This window comes from Citreicella sp. C3M06 (genome assembly GCF_018860705.1).
GTDB lineage: Bacteria > Pseudomonadota > Alphaproteobacteria > Rhodobacterales > Rhodobacteraceae > Salipiger.
Genome location: NZ_JAHKQA010000007.1, coordinates 22,000 through 42,805, shown reverse-complemented (window position 1 = coordinate 42,805; position 20,806 = coordinate 22,000). Strand labels below are relative to the sequence as shown.

19 protein-coding genes and 1 tRNA gene are annotated in these 20,806 nt (G+C 64.9%); 9 read left to right on the top strand and 11 right to left on the bottom strand.

Going from position 1 to position 20,806, the window contains the following annotated elements:
* Positions 1-8 precede the first annotated feature (8 nt).
* Together KO516_RS02315 and KO516_RS02310 are read right to left on the bottom strand one after the other, a co-directional pair.
* Complete coding sequence (locus tag KO516_RS02315; protein WP_216002199.1) at positions 9-959, bottom strand: hypothetical protein; 951 nt, start codon at positions 957-959, stop codon at positions 9-11.
* Between the two features lie 14 nt (positions 960-973).
* A complete protein-coding gene (locus KO516_RS02310) occupies positions 974-2,602 on the bottom strand; it encodes a hypothetical protein (protein WP_216002198.1) in 1,629 nt (542 codons plus the stop codon).
* Positions 2,603-2,824: 222 nt separating this feature from the next.
* Here KO516_RS02310 and KO516_RS02305 point away from each other — a divergent pair, with 222 nt between their 5' ends.
* Positions 2,825-4,858, top strand: coding sequence for a hypothetical protein (locus KO516_RS02305; protein WP_216002197.1), 2,034 nt, complete (start codon positions 2,825-2,827; stop codon positions 4,856-4,858).
* Between the two features lie 422 nt (positions 4,859-5,280).
* On the opposite strand, the gene KO516_RS02300 is transcribed toward KO516_RS02305, so the two are convergent.
* From KO516_RS02300 to KO516_RS02285, 4 genes are all read right to left on the bottom strand, one after another.
* Positions 5,281-5,356: transfer RNA gene (locus tag KO516_RS02300), tRNA-Thr, on the bottom strand.
* Between the two features lie 45 nt (positions 5,357-5,401).
* The gene (locus KO516_RS02295) at positions 5,402-6,922 is read right to left on the bottom strand and encodes a heme biosynthesis protein HemY (protein WP_216002196.1); all 1,521 of its coding nucleotides are present in this window, start codon (positions 6,920-6,922) and stop codon (positions 5,402-5,404) included.
* Positions 6,923-6,932: 10 nt separating this feature from the next.
* Positions 6,933-8,423, bottom strand: a complete 1,491-nt coding sequence (locus KO516_RS02290; RefSeq protein WP_216002195.1) for a mitofilin family membrane protein — start codon at positions 8,421-8,423, stop codon at positions 6,933-6,935.
* A 65-nt stretch (positions 8,424-8,488) separates the two neighbouring features.
* Entirely contained in the window at positions 8,489-9,223 is a 735-nt protein-coding gene (locus KO516_RS02285) for a uroporphyrinogen-III synthase (RefSeq protein ID WP_216002194.1), read from the bottom strand.
* Positions 9,224-9,295: 72 nt separating this feature from the next.
* Here KO516_RS02285 and tsaD point away from each other — a divergent pair, with 72 nt between their 5' ends.
* From tsaD to KO516_RS02265, 4 genes are read left to right on the top strand one after another with little or no spacing between them, the layout of a single operon-like run.
* A complete protein-coding gene (tsaD, locus tag KO516_RS02280) occupies positions 9,296-10,375 on the top strand; it encodes a tRNA (adenosine(37)-N6)-threonylcarbamoyltransferase complex transferase subunit TsaD (protein ID WP_216002193.1) in 1,080 nt (359 codons plus the stop codon).
* Positions 10,372-11,328, top strand: a complete 957-nt coding sequence (locus KO516_RS02275; RefSeq protein WP_216002192.1) for an NAD(P)H-dependent glycerol-3-phosphate dehydrogenase — start codon at positions 10,372-10,374, stop codon at positions 11,326-11,328. Before tsaD ends, KO516_RS02275 begins: the two co-directional genes overlap by 4 nt.
* Before the next feature lies 1 nt (position 11,329).
* A complete protein-coding gene (locus KO516_RS02270; protein WP_216002191.1) occupies positions 11,330-11,602 on the top strand; it encodes a YciI family protein in 273 nt (90 codons plus the stop codon).
* A complete protein-coding gene (locus tag KO516_RS02265; protein WP_216002190.1) occupies positions 11,599-12,015 on the top strand; it encodes an EVE domain-containing protein in 417 nt (138 codons plus the stop codon). Before KO516_RS02270 ends, KO516_RS02265 begins: the two co-directional genes overlap by 4 nt.
* A 214-nt stretch (positions 12,016-12,229) precedes the next feature.
* On the opposite strand, the gene KO516_RS02260 is transcribed toward KO516_RS02265, so the two are convergent.
* On the bottom strand, positions 12,230-12,571 hold the full coding sequence (locus KO516_RS02260; protein WP_216002189.1) for a DUF2853 family protein: 342 nt from the start codon (positions 12,569-12,571) through the stop codon (positions 12,230-12,232).
* A 253-nt stretch (positions 12,572-12,824) separates the two neighbouring features.
* Between KO516_RS02260 and KO516_RS02255 the strand changes: the two genes are divergently transcribed.
* The gene (locus KO516_RS02255; protein WP_216002188.1) at positions 12,825-13,262 is read left to right on the top strand and encodes a universal stress protein; all 438 of its coding nucleotides are present in this window, start codon (positions 12,825-12,827) and stop codon (positions 13,260-13,262) included.
* Between the two features lie 17 nt (positions 13,263-13,279).
* Positions 13,280-14,830: a sodium:alanine symporter family protein gene (locus KO516_RS02250; RefSeq protein WP_216002187.1), complete on the top strand. Its 1,551-nt coding sequence runs from the start codon at positions 13,280-13,282 to the stop codon at positions 14,828-14,830.
* Between the two features lie 57 nt (positions 14,831-14,887).
* On the opposite strand, the gene KO516_RS02245 is transcribed toward KO516_RS02250, so the two are convergent.
* From KO516_RS02245 to ahcY, 3 genes are all read right to left on the bottom strand, one after another.
* Positions 14,888-16,237, bottom strand: a complete 1,350-nt coding sequence (locus tag KO516_RS02245; protein WP_216002186.1) for an esterase-like activity of phytase family protein — start codon at positions 16,235-16,237, stop codon at positions 14,888-14,890.
* 246 nt (positions 16,238-16,483) lie between these two features.
* Positions 16,484-17,458 carry a ketopantoate reductase family protein gene (locus KO516_RS02240; protein ID WP_216002185.1) on the bottom strand — a complete coding sequence of 325 codons (975 nt, stop codon included), beginning with the start codon at positions 17,456-17,458 and terminating at the stop codon, positions 16,484-16,486.
* A 117-nt stretch (positions 17,459-17,575) separates the two neighbouring features.
* Positions 17,576-18,964, bottom strand: coding sequence for an adenosylhomocysteinase (ahcY, locus tag KO516_RS02235; RefSeq protein WP_216002184.1), 1,389 nt, complete (start codon positions 18,962-18,964; stop codon positions 17,576-17,578).
* 178 nt (positions 18,965-19,142) lie between these two features.
* Between ahcY and KO516_RS02230 the strand changes: the two genes are divergently transcribed.
* Both KO516_RS02230 and KO516_RS02225 read left to right on the top strand, forming a co-directional pair.
* Positions 19,143-19,742, top strand: a complete 600-nt coding sequence (locus KO516_RS02230) for an HD family hydrolase (protein ID WP_216002183.1) — start codon at positions 19,143-19,145, stop codon at positions 19,740-19,742.
* Complete coding sequence (locus KO516_RS02225) at positions 19,736-20,218, top strand: GNAT family N-acetyltransferase (protein WP_216002182.1); 483 nt, start codon at positions 19,736-19,738, stop codon at positions 20,216-20,218. The genes KO516_RS02230 and KO516_RS02225 overlap by 7 nt, the downstream gene beginning before the upstream one ends.
* Before the next feature lie 24 nt (positions 20,219-20,242).
* Here KO516_RS02225 and KO516_RS02220 read toward each other — a convergent pair whose 3' ends face one another.
* The gene (locus KO516_RS02220) at positions 20,243-20,797 is read right to left on the bottom strand and encodes an ActR/PrrA/RegA family redox response regulator transcription factor (protein WP_216002181.1); all 555 of its coding nucleotides are present in this window, start codon (positions 20,795-20,797) and stop codon (positions 20,243-20,245) included.
* Between the last annotated feature and the right edge of the window lie 9 nt (positions 20,798-20,806).

Here is a 20,806-nt window from a genome sequence, read left to right as displayed (position 1 = left end):
CATCACCTTCAGCGCCAGTCCTGCTGCGCCGCGCGGATCGCGGAGCGGCAGACATACATGAAATAGGGGGCCATCTGCCGCGCCAGCATCTCGCCAGCGTCGGTGTCCGAGGGGTAATGGATGCCCGCGTGTTCGCGGTTTTCACCGATGCGCCGCGCCACGTGAAACAGCTCGACCGTCGCGGGCAGTTCGGGCAGCGCGCGGTTCAGCACTTCGGCGAGGGTGAAATTCTGGAAGGCGTGGTTGCTCGGATAGGCCGCGTGCGGTGGATTCGACAGAAAGGGCCGCAGCGTCGGATCCAGCGCCGAGGGGCGCGGCCGGGAAAACCGCGCCTTGTAGACATAGCCGATGCGCTCTGACAGTTGCAGCAGCGTGCGGATCAGCCGGACGGTGTTGTCATAGCCGCCGATGCCGTCGATCCCCAGCGGGCGCAGCACGTCGATTGGATGGTTGGCGGTCTTCTGGCGGTCGATCTCGGCCTGCCGGTAGCTGTCCTTGCGCAGATCCTGAAGATAGCCGCGCAGGGTCTCGATTTCGGCGGCGGTCTCATCGGCGCCGGGGGGCGGTGGCAGACAGATCGCCTCGAAGGGAAAGGCGCGTCCGGCCTCGAGGAGCGCCCCGCTGCCATCCGGCGCAATGCGATCGCCGAGCAGCGCCAGTTCCCGCAGCTCCGCCCATGTCGACAGCACCTGATCGGGAAAACCGCCGCCCGCTGTCTGCGCCTGAGCCTGAGCCTGCGCTTGGGCCTGTGCCTGTGCTTGGGCCTGCGCACGGGCTCCGCCAAGGCTGGTCGCGCTTTTCACGCTTGCGAGCGAGGCAATGCGCATTGTTGCGCCGCGCGTGGCCGCAAGCGGCGCCGGTGCGGCCAGCGGCTCGAATATGTCGCCCTGCTTGCCAAGCCGCAGCTTGCTGGCGCCGTCGAACCCGGCAAGTGGATGGGGCAATGGGGGGATCGGCACGGGCGGCTCCTGTCTCAGGTCACGGCAGCATGAAGCGCGCGAAAACTGCGGCCAAGCGCTTCGCGGGCATGTTCGGCGGGCACTGGAAAATCGCTGTCCCGCAAGTTCTTGGCATCGTTGTGGGGGTCGGCGCGGCACAGCGCGTCCCACGTATTGCGCGCGTCGGCCAATTGCCCCGCCTGCGCCTGCGCCGCCGTGAGATAGCGCAGCGTTGGCTCGTAGGGACGGCTGCGCAGCGGCATCAGGCCACGCGCCTCGCGCCCATGCGCGACGGCCTGCGCCGCATCGCCGCGACACAGCGCGATCATGCTCAGCCCGGTCGAGAAAGCATAGGCATAGGGATGGCTGCCGCCGCGTTGGCGCGCTGTCACCGCGGCCTGTTGCGCAGCGTCCAGCCGCCCTTCGTAGAAGCGCAGCATCGACAGCGCGAAATGATACATCGGGGTTGCCGGATCGCTGCCCTCGAGCGGGGTCAGCAACGCATTCGCCCGGTCGAAATCCCGCAGCACGAAGCCGCTGACATGCGCCAGAAGCGAGCGCACCAAGGGATTGTCGGGCGCCTCGTCCAGTGCCTCTGCGGTCAGCTGTTCGGCCTCGTCCCGCAAGGCAGGGGCGTCGCGGCCCTTGCTGCTTTCCAGCCGAAACGCGGTGGTCAGCGCCAGCCACGCCTTGAAGCTGCCACGCGACTCGATGGCGGCGGCGCGGCGAAAGCGCTCGACAGCGGCGTCGGTGTTGTTGGGGCCAAGGTGGAACAGCCGTTCGATCCCGTCGAGCATCAGCCGCGACGCGGCGCGGCTGCCATCGCCGGTCTCGCGATCCTCGCGGCAGACGGCGCGCTCGATCTGCCCGGCCAGCCGGGCGACCGTGCCCGCCAGTGCGGCGCGATCGGTGCCGGTATCGACGGGCAGCACCACGTCTTCGGACCAGATCACCCGGCCACTGGCCAGCGCAATCAGCGCAAGCTGCACGCAGATCCGGTCGCCAGAGGTCATCGCCCGGCTGGCAAGCCGCGCGTCCGCCCCGCCAAGGCTTTGCAGGTCGGCGTCGCGCAGATCGCGCAGGTCGATCAGATCGTTCTGCGACAGCAACGACACCAGCCGGCCCAGCAGCATCCCCGCGCCCATCTCGGCCAGCATGTCCTGAGGCAGCGTGCGCAGCGCCCCTACCGCGATGCGCAGCCGCGAGCCAGCGTCGCGGCCCGGCCCGGCGACCACCACGCTGCGCGGCCGTCTGAGCCGGGAGCGCGTCTCGCGCAGCCAATCCTCGAATTCGGGATCGTTCAGATCGAGCCCCTCAAGAAATGCGCCCTCTGGAGAAACCTGTTCCAGATCGCAGTCGATTGCGGCCTTGTTCAGGGCCACTCCGTCGGTACGGCAAAGCACAAATCCATCGGCATCCTCGCCAAGCGCAGTGCGCAGCTGGCGCAGGCATTTCTTCAGGCTGTCGCGGCCATGCTCCGGGCCGCTGAGCGACCACAGAAGATCCTGAAGCCGAACACGCGGCACGGCCCGCCCATCCTGACAGGCAAGGATCGCCACCAGCCCCTGTGCCTTGCGGCCAAGCGTCACCGCCCGCCCGTCCGGAGCGCGCAGCTCGAACGGTCCGAAAAGGCGCAATCTGTAACGATCACCGGGCCGGTTCATGCCCATGCCTCCAATACGCGTACTGAAATTTGTTAACCGATGCTTTACCTTTGGTCAGCTTCTGTCAAACACGCAATTCCCGACTTTTGAGAGGTTTCCTCGGTTTTTCCCCGAAAATGGTCCGTGAATTCCCCATTTTTTCCCCTGTGCCGGTGAATCCATTGGCGAAACGATGCTTGGGAGGGGGCGCGAATGCGGCGCTCGACAGGGGAAGATGACGCGATGGATGATTTTCGAGACTATCAGCACCATACCGGCTCCGACACTGGTCCGGCAGAACGCCACCTCAAGTCCTGCGAGATTCGCGAAACCGCCGCGCTGATCGCCGCCAGCCGCGCGCCACAGATCAGCCCGACCAATGGCGAAGACGCACGGCATGCCGAGCTGTGGCCGCTGGCCTTCACCAAGGGTCTGCCCCATGATTCCGATGGCTTTGTCGACCCGCGCGCCTACCGCGCCTTCGTGAGGGCGATCACGCAGCCGGGGCGGGCTGGCCTCGCCCATGATTTCGACGTACCGCTCGGCCCGCAGGCAGCGGGCGTGCGCGGCGGCCACACCCCCGCATGGTATCGCCCCAAGCCCGACTATCGCGAGCCGTGGCGTTGCACGCGCCGTGACGGCAACCCCATCGAGCCACGGGATTGGGACGGCCCGCGCGCCGGGCATCTGTTCGATCTTCAGGGGGCCGATCCGGGCGACATCGCCACCGGAGCCGCCCCCACGCTGGGCTCGGCCGAGCTGATCGCGGAGATGGCCGAACTTTACGCGCTGGCGCTGCTGCGCGACGTGCCGTTTTCCGAGATCACCGCGGGCAGCGATCGCGTGCTTGCCTGCGGGCTCAGCGTCGATGCGCTGACGCAAGCGCTTGGCAGCCTGCCGTTCCTGAACCTTGGCGTGACCCCCTGCGGCATCGGCCCCCGCGCCACAGAGCGCCGCGCAACCCGTTTTGACCAGCAGGGGCAGCATGCGATCCGACCGCTGTTTCAGGGCGCCACGCGCAACGACGATCGCGGCCCCGCCCTGTCGCAATTCCTGCTTGTCGGAACAGGGCGCACCCCCACAGAGCAGCGCCGCGGCCGTGTTTCCCTTGGGGTGCAGGACATCGACCAGCGGGTCGGACGCTATCCGCACGGCGTCGATCACATGGTCGATACGCAAAGCTGGCTTGATGCGCAGCAGGGCGCAAATCTCGGGCATTTGCAGGCGCTTGCGCCAGAGCGCGGGTTTATCACCACGCCGCGGCATCTGGCCGCCTGCGCACGGCTCGACCAGATCTCACAGCATTGCACCACCGCGGCGTTGATCCTGCTCGGCCAAGGCGCGCCTCGCTCCGGCGCTCAGGCGCAAGGCACCCGCGGCGAGGTCGCCGCCCTCGATCTGTTGTCCAGCCTCGCCATTGCCGCCTCTCACGCGGCCAAGGCGGCGCGGCGACAGGCGTTTCACATCCATCGCCGTGGGCGCCCCGAACGCCTAGCGGCGATGCTCGACAAGGTCGCGAATGGGCGTCCCGGCAGGCTGACACAGGACATGCAGCGCCAACTGCGGCTGATGCTCGACGGGCTGGAGCGGACCGGCCTGCTTGCCCCTGTTGCGGCGCATAATGCCGCGCAGCTTGCGGCGCATAAAGATCCCCAAAACGGCTACCCTCTGACTGGCCTATCGCACGACGGGGCGCAAAGCCTTCTGATGCCGATGGTATGGATCGACGGATCGCCCATGACTCCTTCGCACGGAGCCGCGCCCGCAACTGTTGCCGGGGCCTGCGTCACCATGCTCAAGGCCCGGTTCGAGATGTTCACCTGCGAAGACGGCTGGACAGAGCGCCCGATGGACAGCATCGGTCTTGGCGACGCGCTGCAACCCTGCGTCATCTCTGGCCTCGATGGAATCGACCCGGCGCGCAGCGGCGCCGATCTGGTTCTGGCGCCGGGCAGCAAACATCTCACGATCCAGGGAGAGCTCGACAAGCTGGCCGGCAACCTCGCCCAAGCCGGTTGCATGGCAGGCGTGCATTTTTTCAGCGACGCCAGCGAGGGGCTGAGGTTGGGAGAACGGATCGCCCTGACGATCCTGCAGGAACAGATGCTGACCTCTGCCGATCCGGTCAGTCTGCGGTTTACCAGTTTCGACGGCGACCGCATTCTGATCGAGGGAAGCGGCCACGCGGTCGGCGTGACGATTTGCGGGCGGGATGGCCGGATGGTTGACGTGACCAGCTGGCTGTCCCGTGCCGCCGAAGACCACATGCCGGTCTGACAGGGGAAGACCGGCATGACGGCCGCGCCCGGTGGATCGGCTCCTGGATCTGCCGGGCGGGGTCATTTGTACAATGGCTGTTGCTGCGATCCCGGTTGCAGATCACCTACGACGCGCCAGATCCAAAGACGCGCACCGGGCCTCGCCCGCGACATCCACCGCCAAGCGTAGGGGCCCACATATGTGTTGTCCGCGCATTTGTCCCAATCCGCCGACATGCGATCCCGATCAGAGCGATCGGCCTTGCTAGCCTGAAAGTCGGAAGCATGGGGAAGCCCTGCCCTGCGGGTCAAAATCAGGATCAGGGCTGTCTGAAACTCGTCAGGATCATCTTGCCAGAGCGAAATTCCGAACACCAGAAGGTGTCTCGATTGCCCTGCCTTTGGCGCATACGCCTCGCAGAAGCGATCCGTATAGCATCTTGGTGCCGGTGATAGGACTCGAACCTACGACCCCATCATTACGAATGACGTGCTCTACCAGCTGAGCTACACCGGCACTGGTGGGCGGCCTCATAGCACCGAGGCCACCCGTAGGGAAGGGCTATTTTGCCTCTTCTTTGCGCGCGTCTTCGGCAACGACTTCTGCCTCTTCGACCTCGGCCTTGGTGGCCTCTGCCGCAGCCGCGCCCTCTGGCGTCGGTGGATTGGGAGCCATGACCACCGGCGCCTCTTCTTCGGCGGGGGCCGGCGCGGTGCCGACGATCAGTGGCAGCATCTCGGCCCCGGCGGGCGCGCCGCCGTTTTGCGGCGGGTTGGTCCAGCTCAGCGTGTCGAAACCGCCGCAATTGTCGCAGATCGGCACCCAGTCGGCGTGGATGTGGTGGCATTTGTCACAGACCCAGGACGGGCCGCGCGGCGCGCTCAGCGCCTTGGCCAGCCAGCCGCGCACCTCGGTTTCCGGCGCGCCCTCGCCCTTGGCAATCGCGGCCATGACGGTCAGCACGCGGGCATCCGGCTCGGTTTCGGCAAGGTTGCCGATGGCGCGGCGCGCCTCGGGGAAATCCTCGGCGGACAGCGCCAGTTCGGCCCGCAGCAGCTTGGTTTCGCGATGCGCCGTGCGCAGCGAGGTCAGCGCCTTGAACCGCTTCATCCGCTGGGCCGGGGTTTCCTCGGGCTCGATCTCGGCGAAGGTGGCTGCAAGATCGGGGTGCGGCTGCACGCTCCAGGTCTTCTTGAGGATACGCTCGGCCTTTTTCTTTTCCGAGCGCGCCAGATAGGCCCGCGCTGCCATGCAGGCGCCGGGGATCAGGTCGGGCGAGCCCTTGGCCGAGGCAATCGCCGCCTCGCGCGCCTCGATCGGCTTGTCCTCGGCAAAGATATCCTTGGCCTCGGACAGCGCCAGAACCGCATCGCGGCGCTTGTACACGTCGCGCGGCAAGTTGCCGTGCTTCAGCTCGGCGGAAAGCGTCTTGCGCGCGCCCTTCCAGTCGTGCTTTTTCACCTGCAATTCCAGAAGCATGTCCTGAATTTCAGGATGTTTGGGCTTGATCGAGAAGGCACGTTCGGCCAGCGCCAGCGCGGTGTCTTCATCGCCCTTGGCCAGCTTCAGCTTCATCATGCCGCGAATCCCGGCAAAGCGGGTATCCTCGTTCTGGATCAGCTTCTTGTAGGTTTCCTCGGCCTTGCGGGTGTCGCCGCTCATTTCGGCGGCCTGCGCGGTAAGCAGGTTGGTCAGCGCGGGTTTGTGCAGGTAGCGGTCGGCCTTTTGCGCCTTGGCCATGGCCAGCTTGCCCTCGCCAGAGGACAGCGCCAGCAGGCCTTCGGACAGCGCCTGATAGCCCTTGCGTTCGCGGTTGCGGTCGAAATAGCGCGACAACGCGGTGTCATCGCCGTTGATGAACTTGAGCACCGCGATCAGCAGGCCCACCAGTTTGAACAGGATGAACAGGCCCAGAACCAGCAGCCCGACGGCGATCACCGATTGCAGCGGCCCGAGGTTGAGCTCGTACCCTGCGGCGGTGATCTGGATGCCGCCGTTGGCCTCCATGATATAGCCCGCGCCAAGGGTCAGGGCCGCGACGATGGCGACGAAGATGACGATCTTCAGAAGTGACCAGAGCATGTTTCGACCCTTATTCCTTGTTCAGTTCCTGGGCGAGCGACTCTGCCGCCCCGACCGCATCGGCGCGTGTCTGCGCCTTGGCCATCCAGTCGCTCAAAGGCGCCTTGGCCTCGTCCGGAAGGCTGTTCAGTTCGCTCAGCGCGGTGGCAAGGTCGCCGCCTTTCAGCGCGGCCTCGGCGCGCGACAGGATGGCGTCGGCGCCATCGCCGTCGCGCGGGGTGACCGAGCGCACGCCCAGCTGGTTTTCGAGGAAGGTGCTGAACCGCGCGGTGCCGCTCGATCCTTCGGTTTCGTCGCGCCGCGCGATGGCAAGCGCCTCGCGGGCCAGCGGCGGGTATTCCTCGGTCAGTTCGGGCAGCGTGGGCGCGCCGTCTTCCGCGGGTGCCGACAGCGCCGCCGGCACCGAAACGCCATTGGCTTCGATGATCGCGAGCTGCGCGGCAAAGGGCGCACCCGCCACGATGGCAGCGCTGGCCTCGGCCAGTGCGGCGCGGGCCTTGGACAGGGCGGCAAGCTGTTCGGCGTTGGCCTCGGCGTCGAGCGCCTGCTGGGTCATGTCCTCGACCTGTGTCTTTTGCAGGGCCACTGCCTCGCGCAGCGTGTCGAGCTCACGCTCGAACGCCGCGACGGCCTCGGGCGAGATCTGCTCTAGCGGACGCTTTTCGATCGCATCGAGCCGCGCGGTGAAGGTGTCGAGACGCTCCGACAGTTGCGCAGAGCTGCCGGTGGCAGCGTCGATCTGGCTTTGCAAATCGCTGACCGAGGCTTCGAGCGCCGAAAGATCGATGCCGTTTGCGGTGTCGGTGGCGGTCTTCACCTCGGCAGCAAGCGCGTCGATGCGGGCCGACTGGTCGGTCAGGCTGGCGCGGGTTTCATCCTCGAACGGATTCGGCACGGTGCCAAAACCGCCGGCCTGATAGGTCGCAACGCCGTAGCCGATACCGGCAGCGATGACACCGCCGAGCAGCATCGGCACAAAGCCGCCCTTTTTCTCGACGATGGTCTTTTCGATCACCTGCGGCGGAGAGCTGGGTGCGGGCCTCTGCTCGGCGGCGGGGGGGACGGCGGCGGCGGCGGTTGCGGCTTCAGGAGCCGGCGCTTCGACGGTGCCGTCGATTGCGGACGGCGAGTTGGCGTCGATTGTAGAGCCGTCGTCCGGAACGGGCGCATCCTCGTCGTCCGGAACGGGCGCATCCGTGTCGTCCGGAACGGACGCATCGTTGTCTTCCGCTTCGGCGGTCTCATCCGTGTCCGGCACAGGTTCGGCCTCGGCGGCCTCTTCCTCGGCCAGAGCCGCTTCGCCTGCCGAATGAATATCGGTGTTCTCGTCCGTCCCGACAGAGGCGGTTGCCTCTGTTTCGGTCTCTTTGGCGGGAGCGTCGTCTTCGGCCTTGCCCGCGCCATCGCCGACCAGCTCTTCGTTCACCGTCTCCGGGGTCTGTGGCGCTTGCGTATCAGCGCCATCCTCAATGCCGTCTACCGGTTTCTTCTCGTCGGCCACGCTCCACCCTTTCAAATTCTCGAGTACGTTCTCGTATCCACGGCACGTCTGAGGCGCGTGCCTGCCTAACCTTCCACAGACCCGTGACGTTTCACAAGCGCCCCGCTGTCTTTCAGTAGACCAATCACGACAGCCTGCATATGTTCCGCGTCAGCTCGCGCAGGAATTTCCAGCCTTTGCACATAGAGCGCGCCCAGCGCATCGGCCACCTCGGGGCTGATGGCTGCGACGATTAGCGGCGCTCTGCCTGCCGGGGTCTGCGCAACCTGCTGTGCCGTTCGCGCAGAGAAAAGCGGAAGAATCACCGGAGCCTGACCAGACAGGGCCATCAACGCCTCGGCGCTCAATTCCTGTGCAGGCTGATCGTAAATGACCGCTTCGCGCACCGGAATGCCCGCGTCGGTCAGCCGCCGGGCCACATCGCCGCGGCTGTGGGTGCCGCGCAGGTGGATCAGCGGGCCGCGCGGGGCCTGCGCGCGGATCAGCGCCACCAAGGCATCGGCATTGCCCTGCGCGCTGATCGGCGCAAAGCCGGCGGCGCGGGCAGCACGGGCCGTGGCATCGCCCACCGTATAACACAGCGGCAGCGGCGCGCCGCCAAGCGCCTGCCACGCGGCCACGCCATTGGCCGAAGTAAAGATCGCCCCCACCGCATCGGTCTGCGGCAGCGGGCCGTGCGGTTCGATCCGCAGCAGCGGGCTCAGGATCGGATGAAAGCCCTCGACCCGCTCTGACACGGCTGCCAGAAACCGCCGCGCGGCGGGTTCGGGCCTTGTCAGCAGCAGGATGGGCGTTGGCATGGCGGCCTTGGCATTGTGACGCTTGTGCGCAGGTGGTAGCTGCATGGCAAAGGCATTGCAACGGATGGACGCATGAACGACCCCCTGATCCTCGGGCTGGAGAGCAGCTGCGACGACACTGCCGCGGCGGTGCTGCGCGGGCGGCAGATCCTGTCATCGGTGGTGATGGGCCAAGCCGAACTGCACGCCGCCTTCGGAGGCGTGGTGCCCGAGATCGCCGCCCGCGCCCATGCGGAAAAGCTCGATCTTGCCATCGAGCAGGCGCTGGCCGACGCCGGGGTGACGCTGCGCGACATCGACGCGGTGGCGGTGACGGCGGGGCCGGGGCTGATCGGCGGTGTGTTGTCGGGGGTGATGATGGCCAAGGGGCTGGCGGCAGGGCTGGGCAAGCCGCTGATCGGGGTCAACCACCTTGCGGGCCATGCGTTGACGCCGCGCCTGACCGACGGTCTGGCGTTTCCCTACCTGATGTTGCTGGTGTCGGGCGGGCATTGCCAGTTTCTGATCGTGCGTGGCCCACAGGAATTTACCCGCCTTGGCGGCACCATCGACGACGCGCCCGGCGAGGCCTTCGACAAGACCGCCCGCCTGCTGGGCCTGCCGCAACCCGGCGGGCCGTCGGTCGAACAGGCGGCGCTTTGCGGCGATGAAAAGCGGTTTCGCTTCCCCCGCCCGCTGCTGGATCGCCCCGGCTGCGATCTGAGCTTTTCCGGCCTGAAAACGGCGCTGTTGCGGATGCGCGACCAGATTGTCGCCGACCAAGGCGGGCTGTATGAACAAGACCGCGCCGATCTGTCCGCCGGGTTTCAGGCGGCGGTGCGCGACGTTCTGGCGGAAAAGACCCGGCGGGCGCTGGCGCTGTATCTCGCCGACGCGCCAGAGGCCCCCGCCATCGCCATCGCAGGCGGGGTTGCGGCCAACACCGCCATCCGGGGCGCCTTGCAGGCGATCTGCGACGAACGCGGCGTGCGTTTCACCGCGCCTCCGCTGGCGCTTTGTACCGACAATGCGGCGATGATCGCCTATGCCGGAGGCGAGCTACTTGCCCTTGGTGAGCTGTCGGACATGGCGCTGACCGCCCGCCCCCGCTGGCCGCTCGACCGGAACGCCGCGCCGCTGCTTGGCTCTGGCAAGAAGGGCGCCAAGGCGTGATCGGCGTGATCGGCGCGGGGGCCTTCGGCACGGCGCTGGCGATCACGCTGGCCCGCAAGGGCACCCCCGTGACCATCTGGGCGCGCGACGCCGCCACTGTTCACAGCATCAACGCCAAGCGCCGCGCCCCGCGCCTGCCAGATGCGCCACTGCCAGATGGCATCACCGCATCACAGTCCATCGCAGAGGTTGCGCAGGCGCAGACCCTGCTGCTGGCGACGCCGATGCAATCGCTGCATTCGGTGCTTGGCCTAATCGATGCGCCGCTGGCCGGGCAGCGCCTTGTCGCCTGCTGCAAGGGCATCGATCTGACCGAGCTGACCGGCCCGACCGGGGTGATCGCCGCCGCCAAGCCGCAGGCGATTCCGGCGATCCTCACCGGCCCCAGCTTTGCCGACGACATCGCGCGGGGCCTGCCGACCGCGCTGACCCTTGCCTGCGCCGATGCCACCACCGGCGCCGCGCTTCAGGCAGAGCTGTCGACCCCGACGCTGCGGCTGTATCGCGCCACCGACACCACCGGGGCCGAGCTTGGCGGCGCGCTGAAGAATGTCATCGCCATTGCCTGCGGGGCCTGCATCGGCATGGGGCTGGGCGACAGCGCCCGCGCCGCGCTGATGACCCGCGGCTTTGCCGAAATGACCCGCCTTGCCATCGCGCTTGGCGCAAAACCGCAAACGCTCGCCGGGCTGTCGGGCCTTGGCGATCTGGCGCTGACCTGCACCTCGGAGCTGTCGCGCAACTATCGCTATGGGCTGGCGCTGGGGGGCAGCGCGCCGTTCGATGCCGCGCTGACCGTCGAAGGTGTCAAGACCGCGCTGGCCGTCACCCGGCTGGCCGGGCGGCTGGGCCTGGATCTGCCGATCTGCGCCGCCGTGGCCGAGGTTTCGAACGGCGCCTCGGTTGCCGAGATCATCACCCAATTGCTAAACCGATCCCTGAAGGAGGAATGACATGCTTATCGCTCTTATCGCCAAGGACAAGAAAGGCGCGCTGCAGACGCGCAAGGACAACCGTCAGGCGCATCTGGACTATATCGCGGCCACCGGCGTTGTGACCATGGCCGGGCCGCTGCTGGATGCGGCGGGCGAGATGTGCGGCAGCCTCGTGCTTCTCGAAGTGGCCGATATGGCGGCGGCGCAGGCATGGGCCGACAGCGATCCCTATGCCAAGGCAGGCCTGTTCGACAGCGTCGAGCTGAAGGCCTGGAAAAAGGTCGTCGGGTGAACCACTGGCTGTTCAAGTCCGAACCATCGGCCTGGTCCTGGGCAGACCAGGTGGCCAAGGGCAGTGCGGGCGAGGAATGGTCCGGCGTGCGCAACTATCAGGCCCGCAATTTCATGCGCGAGATGCGCGTGGGCGACCGGGGCTTTTTCTATCATTCCCAGACGGAAAAGGCCATCGTCGGCATTGTCGAGGTGATTGCGCAAAGCCATCCCGACAGCACGGCAAGTGATGATCGCTGGGATTGCGTCGACATTCAGGCGATAGAGCCGGTGAAAACCCCGGTGACGCTTGAGATGGTCAAAGCCGACCCGCGCCTGTCGGAAATGGCGCTGTTGAAACAGTCGCGCCTGTCGGTGCAGCCGGTCACCGCCGAGGAATGGCGGGTGGTCTGCGCGCTCGCCGGGCTGAGCTGAATTGCCCGCCTGACAAAAAGATAAAGACGAGGTCCGGCCGGTGCCGAACCCCGTCTCTCACCCCACTGCTCCCACACAGTATGGTTCAATTCCGGTTTCGGCCTTCTGGCCACAAACCATGAATACCCCAAGCCGCGATTCTCCCCAAGCAGGAACTCCCTAAACGGCGATCCATTGCGGAAAGGTCGTGGTAAACTGCGTTAACCGAACCCGGTCAGCCGTAGACCGCTTGCTTGCCGAACTGCGTCACCAAAAGATAATACAGCACGGCGCGATATTTGCTGCGCTCGGACTGTCCGTAGGTTTCGATGGCCTTGTTGATGCCATCCATCAGCTCTGGCCCATCGGGCAAGCCCAGCTTCTTCATCAGGAAATTGGCCTTCACGGTCTCCAGTTCGGCTGGCTGAGACGAAGCGACGGTCGCGCTGTCTGCGTTGTAAATCGACGGACCACAGCCGATGGTCACCTTGGTCAGCAGGGCCATGTCCGGCTCGATGCCGCATTTTCCGCGCAGGTCTTCGGCGTATTTCTGAATCAGCTCGTCGCGCTTGCTCATGTCTTCTCTCCCGTGTTGGGCCCCGGATGCGCGGGGCTGAACGCAGCATGGCCCACACGCCAAGGAAGAAAAAGCCGGAATTATTCGCCCTTTTCGGTCACAATCTGCCATGCTGACCCGAGATGGCCCGCGAAATTGTAAAGTTTTCCTTAAAATCAGGTGACAGCTCTGGCCTTTATCGCCCAGCATTCAGGGCAGGTTGCCACCGACAAGAGCAACGTCCGACGCCGAGAACAACAAAAGGACAGACAGGATGAGTTCCGACACTTTTATTGTCGCGTTCGAAGGCGCGCCCGACAATCCGGGCGTTCTTGAGTACGCCATACACCGCGCGAAGACAGAAGGTGCCAGCCTGCTGCTGGTGCATATCCTCGAATGGTCGCCCTACCGCTTCCTTACCCCCGAAGAACTGGCCGAACGCCATGGCCGCCGCAAGCAGGAGCTGGCGCGCGCCGATCAGGTCGTCATGCAGCCCGCGCTGGCCCGCGCCGAAGCCGCTGGCGTGCCCGCCAAGGGGGTCATCCGCTACGGACAGGTGGTGGAACTGATCCTCGAAGAGACCAAGAAGGCGCAGGCCACGGCGATTTTCGTCGGCCGCTCGGGGTCGCAGTCGATGGCGGCGCGGGTCTTTGGATCGGTCACACTCGGGCTTGCGCAACTTGCCCCTGTTCCAACCGTCATCGTGCCATGATCCGGAAAGGCAGAACCATGTTCAACAAGACAGTCCTTCTTGCCCTCGCGACACTGTTTGCGGCCCCGGCGGCCAATGCGCAGGAAACGCCCAATGGCATCGATGCCGCCATCAACGAAATGGTGGGCGCGGCGACCGGCCCCTTTGTCAATTTCATCTTCTCACCTTTTCCCGGCACCAGCTTTCCATGGATCGTGCTGTGGCTGGTGATCGCCGCGACGGTGTTCACCGTGTATTTCGCCTTTGTGCAGTTCCGCTCGTTTCCGCATTCCATCGCGCTGGTAACTGGCAAGTATTCCGACCCTGACGACGCTGGCGAGGTCAGCCATTTCCAAGCGCTGGCAACGGCGCTGTCGGGCACGGTGGGCCTTGGCAACATCGCGGGCGTCGCTGTGGCGGTGTCGATCGGTGGCCCCGGCGCGACATTCTGGATGATCCTCGCTGGCCTGATGGGCATGGCGTCGAAATTCACCGAATGCACGCTGGGTGTGAAATATCGCAACGAATATCCCAACGGATCGGTGTCGGGTGGCCCGATGTACTACCTGTCCAAGGGCATGGAAGAACGCGGATTTGCCGGGCTTGGCAAATTCCTTGCCATCCTCTTCTCGATTTTCTGCGTGCTCGGCGCGCTCGGCGGCGGCAACATGTTCCAAGCCAATCAGGCCCATGCGCAAATCTCCAACATCGTCGGCGACTATCCCGGCTGGATCACCGGCATCATCTTTGCCGCGATTGTCTTTGCGGTGATCATCGGCGGGCTGAAATCCATCGCGCAGGTCACCGAAAAGGTGGTTCCCTTCATGGGCGTGCTCTACGTCGGCACGGCGCTGATCATCATCGCGATGAACTATGACCAGATCGGCTGGGCCTTCGGCCAGATCTTCGCGGGGGCCTTCACCGGGCTTGGCGTCGCTGGCGGGCTTGTTGGTGCGCTGATCCAGGGCTTCAAACGGGCAGCGTTTTCCAATGAGGCGGGCGTCGGTTCGGCCGCCATCGCCCATAGCGCGGTGCGCACCAAGGAACCGATCACCGAGGGCTATGTCTCGCTGCTGGAACCCTTCATCGACACGGTGGTGATCTGCACCATGACGGCGCTGGTCATCGTCATCACCGGCGTGCTTCAGATCGACCCGCAGACCGGCCTGTACATCTGGGATGCCGAAGCGGGCCGGGTGGCAACCGAAGGCAACGTCTCCGGCGTGGCGCTGACATCGGCGGCCTTCGGCTCGGCGCTGTCGTTCTTCCCCTATGTGCTGGCGCTGGCGGTGATCCTGTTCGCCTTTTCGACCATGATCTCGTGGAGCTACTACGGCCTCAAGGCATGGACCTACATGTTCGGCGAGGGCAAGGCGCAGGAGCTGTCGTTCAAGATCCTGTTCTGCATCTTCGTCGTGATCGGCGCGGCGATGAACCTTGGTCCGGTGATCGACTTCTCGGATGCGGCGATCTTTGCCATGGCGCTGGTGAACATCTTCGGGCTGTATTTCCTGATGCCCATCGTCAAGGCCGAGATGCTGAGCTATCAGGCCCGGCTGAAATCGGGCGAGATCAAGCGCTACGCCTGATCCTTGCGAACGCGAAGGGGGCGCCCGGCACAGGGCGCCCCCTTTTTCATGCCCGGCTCACTTTGCCGACAGCAGCTCGGGAACCGACAGCAGGATGAACTCGTTGTCCGCCGCCTTGCCGATGTTGCGCCCGCCCGAAAACGGCAGGTTGTTGTCATTCGCCACGATGATGTGGGTGTCATCGACACGGGCCACGTCTTCGATGGTGAAGAATGGGAAGGTGAACGCGCCCTCGCTCTGGTGCAGCCCGTCGATGGCCTTGCCATCCGGATCGGCGATGTTCATCAGATCGATGTGACCGATCCGGCGCACGAAGCCATCGGCATCGGTGTCGCTCATGTCGATCAGAACGACGTTCTTGACCTTGGCGGGATTGGGATAGCAGGCGGTCATGTCGCTCGCACCGTCTTCGCAGCCCTGCGCCGGATCGCCCTCGCCATTGTCGCGCTCGATCACCAGCGCGCGGGACTCGTCGATGAAGTTGAAATCGCCGATGGCGGTGGCGCCGTCTGACAGCTGAAACTTGACCGAGGTGCCGGTCCAGTCGCCCGCCTTGGGGTCGAACTGGATCACGCGCAGGAAGGGGCCTTCGGTTTCGCCGCCGTCAAGCAGGATTGGCTTTTCAAGCATCGCCCAGAGCATCCCGGTGCCGGGCTGAAGCGCCATGCCCTCGTAGCCGCCAGACCGCTGCACCTGAAAATCGGTGCCCGCAGCGGCGGGAACATAGACGCTATAGGTGTCAGGGCCGGTCAGTTCCTTGCCGTCAAGCATCGTCGCGTGCACCGATTTCACCACCCCGTCGAGCCCGGCACGGATGATGTAGGGGCCGAATTCGTCGCCGATGAACACTTCGTCGCCAATGACCTGAATGGATTCGGTGTCGAAATCCGCGCCCGTCAGGTACCGGCTTTGCGTGCCTTCATAAGCGATGCGAAACGGCACGACGTGATTGGGATCGGAGAGGAAGATCGTCTCGCGGCGTTCGACCGATTGCCTGTCCCAATCAGGGGCCATCTTGTGAAAGAACAGCATCGCGTCCGGCGAGTTGCGCTTGGAGCCGAAACCGTTGTCGGTCAGCGTGTACCAGCTGCCATCTTCGGCGCGGGTCATGGCAAAGCCCGACATGCCCTGCACCGGCTGGCCGATGAAGGGCAGCGCGATGCCGGTGTCGTGCCCGCCATAGGATTTTCCGACATTGCCCATGACACTCATCGGCGCATCGATGCGCGCCGCGCCAGTGAACTTGCCCGAGATCCAGGCATCGCGCGGCGCGTCAGCAGGCGGCTCGACAAGCGACATCGCGGGCAAGATCGCATGACCGGCAAGCGTGGCAGGATAGATTTCTTCGGCAAGGGCCGGGGCGGCAAGCACGCCCGCAACAGCAAGGGCAGAGATCGAGAGGCGCATGAGACGGTTCCATTCCCAAGGTAAGGCTAGCCGTGCTCTACCCTTGCTTGGTAACACGCAGATCACCTCGCAATCTCAGTTTCATGACCGATCCTGCGGCGAAAGATCTCGCTTGCGCCATTGGACAGAGATCAGAGGGGGCGCTGCCCCCGCCCTTCGGGCCCCCCGGAGTTTATCCGGCAAGATGAAGACGGGGCGGGGCGCCTATCCTTCATCTTGCCAAATAAACTCCCGCCGGAGGCGTCGCTACAGGGCGGCCAGGAACACCGCTTCAAGATCTTCCTCACTCATGCCGCCCGCGCCGTTGCCCGCACCGACAAGGCGGGCCGCCAAGGCAGACATGGCGGCGTTGAGCGGGGCGGGCGCACCGTGCAGGCGGCCCAGCATTGCGATTTCACCATTGAGATAATCGGTCTCGACGCTACCCGCGCCTCGGGTAATGCTTTGCCGGGTCGAGCTGCCCGAGCGTGGCACCCCGTCGATATCGACGATCTTCATGAATTGCTCGCGTATCGGGTTGTCGAGGCCCATTTCCTCCCAAGGGATCCCCGCGGCTGCGAATACTGTCTCGGCCTCAGCCTTGAGCTGCCCCGTAAAGCGCCCCCTGTCAGCTTCGTGCGGCAGCAGCGCATCGACGATATTGCCAAGGTTCAGCAGCAGCTTTCCGTATTTCGTGTCCATGACACTCGCGGGCAGGAGGGCGGCGAGATTCGCAGCGTCGAACGCCTGTTTCAGCGTTTCGTCATCGGTGTCGGTGCCGCCCGGGTAGCGGCCCAGCATGAACAGCCCATAGCAGGGCGCGCCGTGGGTGATAACCTCGCCCGGTTCCAGATAGGTGGCGGGCATCATCACCGTCGCGCCATGCACATTGGGGAAATAGCGCAAGGCGACGCGCTCGTTGGCGACGCCGTTCTGCAGGCAGAACAGCGGCTGTTCGGTCATCCCGGCGGCACGCAGATCTTGCAGCGCGGCGTCTGTGTCCTGCCCCTTGACGCAGAGCAGCACAATATCATCGTCGCGAAAGGTGATCTCGGACGGGTGGGCGACGCAGGGCAGATCCACCGTGACGCGACCCTTTGGGCTGATCATCGTCAGGCCCTTGTCGCGGATCGCCTCCAGCATGCGGCCGCGCGCGATGCCGATGACCTCCTGCCCCGTGGCCAGAAGGGCCGCAGCGACAACGCCGCCGATGGCGCCGACGCCGTGAATGATGATGCGCATGATTATCTCCTTGGTACTTGCCGCATGGCAGCGCCCTTGCGCGGCAAAGTGCAACCCTCGAAAGGCAAAACGCCCCGCACGATCACGGGGCGTTTATAAAAAGCGATGGCGGAACGGTCAGTAGCGGTAATGTTCCGGCTTGAACGGGCCTTCGGGGGTGACACCGATATAGGCCGCCTGTTCGGGGGTCAGCTGGGTCAGCTTGACCCCGATGCGGGCCAGATGCAGGCGCGCGACCTTTTCATCCAGATGCTTGGGCAGGATGTAGACCTTGTTTTCGTAATCACCGCCGTTCTTCCACAACTCGATCTGCGCCAGCACCTGATTGGTGAAGCTGGCGGACATGACAAACGACGGGTGGCCGGTGGCGTTGCCAAGGTTCAGCAGACGGCCTTCGGACAACAGGATGATGCGCGAGCCGCTCGGCATCTCGATCATATCCACCTGGTCCTTGATGTTGGTCCATTTGTGGTTCTTCAGCGCGGCGACCTGAATTTCATTGTCGAAATGGCCGATGTTGCCGACGATGGCCATGTCCTTCATCGCGCGCAGATGCTCGATGCGGATGATGTCCTTGTTGCCGGTGGTGGTGATGAAGATGTCGGCGCTGTCCACCACGTCTTCCAGAAGCACCACCTCGAAGCCGTCCATCGCCGCCTGAAGCGCGCAGATCGGATCGGCTTCGGTGACTTTCACCCGCGCGCCAGCACCTGCCAGCGAGGCGGCAGAGCCCTTGCCCACGTCGCCGTAACCGCAGACCACGGCGACCTTTCCGGCCATCATCACGTCAGTGGCGCGGCGAATGCCGTCGACCAGCGATTCCTTGCAGCCGTATTTGTTGTCGAATTTCGACTTGGTGACGGAATCGTTCACGTTGATCGCCGGGAAGGGCAACTGGCCGGTTTTCTGCAATTCGTACAGGCGATGCACGCCGGTGGTGGTTTCCTCGGACACGCCCTTGATCTGGTCGCGCACCTTGGTGAACCAGCCCGGCGAGGCCTCCAGACGCTTGGCGATCTGCGCCTTGATGACCGCCTCTTCCTCGGATTGCGGCACCGGGATGATCTCTTCGCCCGCCTCGGCGCGCGCGCCCAGCAGGATGTACAGCGTGGCGTCGCCGCCATCGTCGAGGATCATGTTCGGGCCGTCTTCGAACTGGAAGGATTTGTCGACGTAATCCCAATGCTCTTCAAGGCTTTGGCCCTTGATCGCGAACACCGGAATCCCCGCTGCGGCGATGGCTGCCGCGGCGTGATCCTGCGTCGAGAAGATGTTGCAGGAGGCCCAGCGCACCTCCGCGCCCAGCGCCACCAGCGTTTCGATCAGGCAGGCGGTCTGAATGGTCATGTGCAGCGAGCCTACGATGCGCGCCCCCGCCAGCGGTTTGCTTTCTCCGAATTCTTCGCGGCAGGCCATCAGGCCCGGCATTTCGGTTTCAGCGATGTCCAGTTCCTTGCGGCCGAATGCTGCAAGCGCGATGTCTTTGACGACGTAGTCCTGTGCCATTTCCGGCTCCGTCCTGTGAATGCGTGTTGGCGCCCGAGGTAGCATCCCTTGATTATAGCGGCAACGTGCATCAGGACTCGCTGCAGACGGACCGTAAAAGAGCAGGCGCGATGATCGAGGCAGACAGCTTTCCCAGCAATGAATACGCTCGCGGTTGCGTGCACGCCGAGTCGCTGTAATGGCGAAACAGGCGCGCGCATGGCAACGGATGCTGTCGGGGCGCAGGCTCGACCTGCTCGACCCGACCCCGGTGGATATCGAAATCGAGGACATCGCCCATGGCCTTGCCTTTGTTGCCCGCTGGAACGGGCAGACCCATGGCGATTTCCCCTATTCCGTCGCCGAACATTCGCTGCTGGTCGAGGCGCTGTTCTGCCGGATGAACCCCGGCGCAACTGTGGCGCAGAAGCTGACGGCGCTGCTGCACGACGCGCCTGAATACGTCATCGGCGACATGATTTCCCCGGTGAAGGCGGCGGTCGGGCCGGAATACGGCGTGCTCGACAAGCGGCTGATGGCGGCGATCCACATCCGCTTCGGGCTGCCCGCGCTGATCCCGCCGCGGCTCAAGACCCGGATCAAGAAGGCGGATCTGGTATCGGCCTATATGGAGGCAACGCAGATCGCCGGATTTTCGGCGGCGGAGGCCAAGAAGGTCTTTGGAGCGCCCGAGCCGACGCTGATAGAGGGGCTGGATATCCACCTGCGCCCGCCAGTCGAGGTGCGCGCGGCGTTCACCGCCCGCCATGCCGAACTGCTGGCGGCGCTGCCGTGCTGAGCGTTCGCCGGGCCGCAGCGCTGGATGCGCGCGACATCGCAGAGCTGTTGAACGAGGTCATCGCCATCGGCGGCACCACGGCGATGACCGACGCGGTCGGCCCCGTCGATGTGCAAGCATGGATGCAAAGCGATCCGCGCGCGATCTGGCACGTGGCCGAAGACGATGCCGGGCAGATCCTCGGGGTGCAGTGGATCGACCCGCATCCGGAACATGGGGGTTCGGTCGGGCAGATCTCGACCTTTGCGCGCTCTGGGAAAACCGGGCTCGGTATCGGATCAAAGCTATTCGAGGCCACGAAACAGGCGGCGCGCATGGCGGGCTACGCATGGATCAACGCCGAGATCCGGGCCGACAATGCCGGCGGGCTGATCTATTATCAAAGCCGCGGCTTCGAGGATTGGGGCCGTATCGACGGCTATGTCATGCGCAACGGTCAGACCGTGACCAAACAGCTCAAGCGCTACGACCTCTGAGCGCCGCCAGCCCAGACAGCCTAGTCAGCGCGGCGAGCGCTTGGCCAGAATGCGCTGCAACGTCCGGCGGTGCATGTTCAGCCGCCGCGCGGTTTCCGACACGTTGCGATCGCACAACTCATAGACCCGCTGGATGTGTTCCCAGCGCACCCGGTCGGCGCTCATCGGGTTCTCGGGCGGCGGCGGAAGATCGTCTGTCCGGGACAGCAGCGCGTTGGTGATGTCGGTGGCATCCGCCGGTTTCGACAGGTAGTCGGTTGCCCCGATCTTGACCGCCGCAACCGCCGTGGCAATCGCCCCGTAACCGGTCAGCACGATCACCTTGCTGTCGGGGCGACGCTCGCGTAGCACCTCGACCACATCAAGCCCGTTGCCATCCTCGAGCCGCAGGTCGATCACCGCATAGGCCGGAGGCCGCGCCGTGGCGATCGCCGTTCCCCCCGCGACCGACAAGGCGGTCTCGACCTCGAAGCCGCGCTTTTCCATCGCCTTTGCAAGACGGCGCAGGAACGGTTCATCGTCATCGACAAGCAGGAGGGAGCGGTCGTCGCCGAGGTCTTCGATGGTGCGGTCCGACACGAATTTATA